Source organism: Microcoleus sp. F4-D5, from assembly GCF_036704885.1.
Classification (GTDB): domain Bacteria; phylum Cyanobacteriota; class Cyanobacteriia; order Cyanobacteriales; family Microcoleaceae; genus Microcoleus.
Map to the genome: position 1 here is coordinate 1 of NZ_JAUBSX010000165.1, position 3,439 is coordinate 3,439.

The window sequence follows — 3,439 nt, forward strand, 5'->3', positions numbered from 1 at the left end:
TACAACAAACTACATGAAAAATTAGTCGTATTTAACTGTAGCATATTTTGGGTTCAAGTTAAGATGCGTTTACCCTGTTTTCAAAACGCTCGCGCCCAATATGCACCTGCCACTCCACTACTCTGGTAGATTCTGCTAACATACCATCCCGCGCGCGGGGGCTGCTGTTAACAATTGTTTGAGCCTCTTCCACACTTTCTGCCTGAATCACCCAAATTCCCGTTCCATCATGGGGGAAAAACGGCCCGCAGCACAGCAGTATTCCTTTTTCCTGTTGCTCGCGAAACCAAGCTACCTGATTTTGGTCGTGTTCTGGATGAGCGTTTTTGTAGTCGTAATACTCTGGAATGGTTGCTACAACAACGGCAAAAAGTTTAGACATAATGCTTTCCCAAAACTGATAAAGTTCAAATCAAATATAGCATAATACTTCAATTACTTTTGCTCTCACCCGCACTCTTGCCATTTTTGACTAAGTGATTGAAGCCCCGCTATGCAATGTTTAATTCTCTTTTTTACTGACGCACAACGAGATAGCCGCGTGTCTTTTGGGAAGTTGAATCAATAGTATTCATCGCTTTCCAAAGATTCTCAGTAGAAGCCCATACAGGCGGATATTTATAACTGGCTACGTCTTCAATCAGAAACCGATCGCTTGGCTCGTGATAGGCAGCAAGGGGAGAAATATGCCCGCTTTTACCCTGACCCAAAACAGAGCGTTGGTAGTTCACAATTATATAGTCGCCTGAACGGTCAAGGTTGGCTTTAGCTTGGGTACGAAATTGGTTAAGTGTTGTCTCCGACGCATAGTAGACATCAACTTTCACGTTGTGACTTCTGAGCAAAGCCGCTAATTCATCCAGAGTCATCCCCGAAAAAGTGACTGCATAAGAAGAACGGATGTTTTGGGTTTGACCGTCAAAAAAGGTGTCTTGGGTTAGGGAGCGATATCCCTGTCTTTTGCTGCCGAGTGCATTCAGAACCGTCACACTGCTAGCCACGCCACAATAGGCAGGACGTTTTTGAGTTTCAATGTGGGCGCTAAGCGGTTGAAAATCCTGTTTGCTCTTGCTCTGGTTCAGTAGCTGTTGTCCTTCGGCTGATTCTAAAGAAACCAAAGTTTTGGGAAGTGGTTGTCGGTCAACAGAAGGTGGCGAGAAGAGTTTCCAGGTAAAAACGCTTAAACCTGTGCCGAAGATTAGTAGAATACCCCCTCCAGCTTTTATTAGTCGCCCTCGCCATCGGCGATTCCCAGACTTTTGATTTAAGTCCATATCTTCATATCTCCCAAGAACAGTTGTGTGAAAAAAGTCTCAGTCAGAATTGGTCGTTGGATAATTAAACATTACAACGTCTAAATCTTGCCACCTGGTTAGTAGCTCTGGTACCTATTGCCTTTGCTTTGGACATCATTATAGCAAGTTTTTTCATGGTTAAAATTTCCTGATAATTAAGGAAAGATATCATTTTTATAAAGCGGTTTGAAAAACTTTGACTTTGTAATACAATAGTGAAATCTATGCCTGAAATCGAGATTGCATCATGCCGCCAATGCCAACAGTCACAGTTAAATCGGGATACAAGCCGCAATCTATCGATACCAGCATTGAGGCTGACGTGCTGGTGTTTCAGCTATTGCGGCAGTTAACGCCCCAACAAAAAGTACAGCGGACTTGCGCTTTCACTCAATCGGTGCGAAGGCTGGCAATATTGGGAATAGAAAGCCAGTATCCTAATGCTACCAAGGCAAAAGTTCGACAAGAATTTATTAAAAGGTGCTTGGGCGCTGAGTGGCTAGAAGTTTTATCAGACAGTAAAGATTGGGGTGAACTGGTGATTGCAGATCCGATCGAATTAGCGCAAAAAATAGCCAGCATCTTGCTACCGCTGAATATTCCCTATGTGGTGGGAGGTTCGGTGGCGAGTTCGCTGTTGGGAGAAAACAGATCTACGCAAGATTTGGACTTAGTGATTGACCTGGAAGCGCAAACAGCACAGAGACTAATTGATGCCATGTCAGGCGAGTTTTACATAAGCGAGTCGGCTGTGACTGAAGCAATTGCCAAGTCCAAAGCAGCACCCCGCGAATCATCTTTCAATGTCATCTATTTGCCTTCTATGGAGAAAGCAGACATTTTTGTAATGGGCAGCGATGACCCTTTTTCAGCTTCGGTGATGAGGCGACGCCAACTTTACCCTGTTAGCGGTTTAACAGAGGAGGGAATCTACATCTACTCGCCTGAAGATATCGTCCTGCAAAAACTCAGTTGGTACAAACTAATTCCCGGCGGTTCTCAAAAGCAGTGGAGGGATGTGTTGGGAGTTTTGAAGGTGCAAGGGGAACGACTCGATATCGCTTACTTGAACCAGTGGGCTGTTACACTCAAACTAACAGATTTGCTGTCTGGAGCGTTGCTTCAGTCAGGATATTAATAGTCGGTAATTTAGAATGAAACAAAACAACCAACAGCTTGCTATTGCTAAGAAAATCAAAAAATGGATTCAAACCACCCAAGAAGTTGAAAAAGCTCGATTTGCCATACCGATAACCAGGCTGACGAGTATCAAAAGTTTGTGCGCTGATGAAGTTGCTGCCGAAAAGTTTGGGCTCTACATTGCTCAAGGAGTGCAGCAGCAGATAAATCAGGCAACTTGTCCCGAACACTTCACCAGTGAAGAATGGGAACAGCAAAAACAATTAGTGGATGAAGCAATCTCACTGATGCAAAGTTACTTAGAAAGTCCTAGTTACGAAAGCAGGCAATCTATCAGAAACTTATTGAAAGACATTGATGGGGTGCAAGGGGATGACTACCGCAATTTTAGGTGGGCAACGGTGCGCTTTGTCCGGAGCGGGGATTTACTCAAGTTAGAGTATGCGCTGCGGTGTTTTGTAGAACCAGATTTTTCCTATTGGGCTTACAAACTAGCTAGAGAATACGTAGAAAGTTATGCCCCGCAGTATGGTTCAGGTATAATTCCTGAATCTATACCGATGTTGTTGGAAGTCGCAGAATTTTGGTGTCAGTATTATTTCGATCTGAGTTTGAACGAGAAATTTCCCGACGGGGGCGTGAGCTGCGTTCGACCCAACCCGTGAGAATTTTCAGATGCAGATTGAGGGTTTGTTAAGCCTGCAACCCTTTAATTGTCCAAACCCGTGCCAATACTCAGCATCTAATTCTACAATTTCTGCCGTGTGACAACCCCACCAAAAGCTTTATAAAATCAAGGACACAGCGCTCAAACCCGGTGAAATAACGGGAGGTTATTACGCCTAATTTTCATATGAGAAAAGACTTAAGGTAACGCAGATAAGCTGGCAAGCATATTGTCATAAAATTTAAGCTTTCAATCTCTACTATAGCAATTCCATTTGAGATGTAAATATGGATTTCTATGGTAAAATAGAAAACTTTGATAATAAATGAAAGGGAAG

Annotated in this window: 4 protein-coding genes; 2 read left to right on the forward strand and 2 right to left on the reverse strand. The window is 43.4% G+C overall.

The window, feature by feature from the left end; genetic code table 11:
- Positions 1 to 58 precede the first annotated feature (58 nt).
- Both QUA80_RS33135 and QUA80_RS33140 read right to left on the reverse strand, forming a co-directional pair.
- Positions 59 to 382 carry a YciI family protein gene (locus QUA80_RS33135; RefSeq protein ID WP_333429137.1) on the reverse strand — a complete coding sequence of 108 codons (324 nt, stop codon included), beginning with the start codon at positions 380 to 382 and terminating at the stop codon, positions 59 to 61.
- Positions 383 to 515: 133 nt separating this feature from the next.
- A complete protein-coding gene (locus QUA80_RS33140) occupies positions 516 to 1,274 on the reverse strand; it encodes a phytochelatin synthase family protein (protein WP_333429138.1) in 759 nt (252 codons plus the stop codon).
- Positions 1,275 to 1,542: 268 nt separating this feature from the next.
- Between QUA80_RS33140 and QUA80_RS33145 the strand changes: the two genes are divergently transcribed.
- The gene (locus QUA80_RS33145; protein ID WP_333429139.1) at positions 1,543 to 2,433 is read left to right on the forward strand and encodes a hypothetical protein; all 891 of its coding nucleotides are present in this window, start codon (positions 1,543 to 1,545) and stop codon (positions 2,431 to 2,433) included.
- 16 nt (positions 2,434 to 2,449) lie between these two features.
- Positions 2,450 to 3,100: a hypothetical protein gene (locus QUA80_RS33150; RefSeq protein ID WP_333429140.1), complete on the forward strand. Its 651-nt coding sequence runs from the start codon at positions 2,450 to 2,452 to the stop codon at positions 3,098 to 3,100.
- Positions 3,101 to 3,439: the final 339 nt, after the last annotated feature.

Excerpts from the sequence above, each read along its gene's own strand:
- QUA80_RS33135 (WP_333429137.1), bottom strand. The coding sequence starts at position 382 with ATGTCTAAACTTTTTGCCGTTGTTGTAGCAACCATTCCAGAGTATTAC.
- QUA80_RS33140 (WP_333429138.1), bottom strand. The coding sequence starts at position 1,274 with ATGGACTTAAATCAAAAGTCTGGGAATCGCCGATGGCGAGGGCGACTA.
- QUA80_RS33145 (WP_333429139.1), top strand. The coding sequence starts at position 1,543 with ATGCCGCCAATGCCAACAGTCACAGTTAAATCGGGATACAAGCCGCAA.
- QUA80_RS33150 (WP_333429140.1), top strand. The coding sequence starts at position 2,450 with ATGAAACAAAACAACCAACAGCTTGCTATTGCTAAGAAAATCAAAAAA.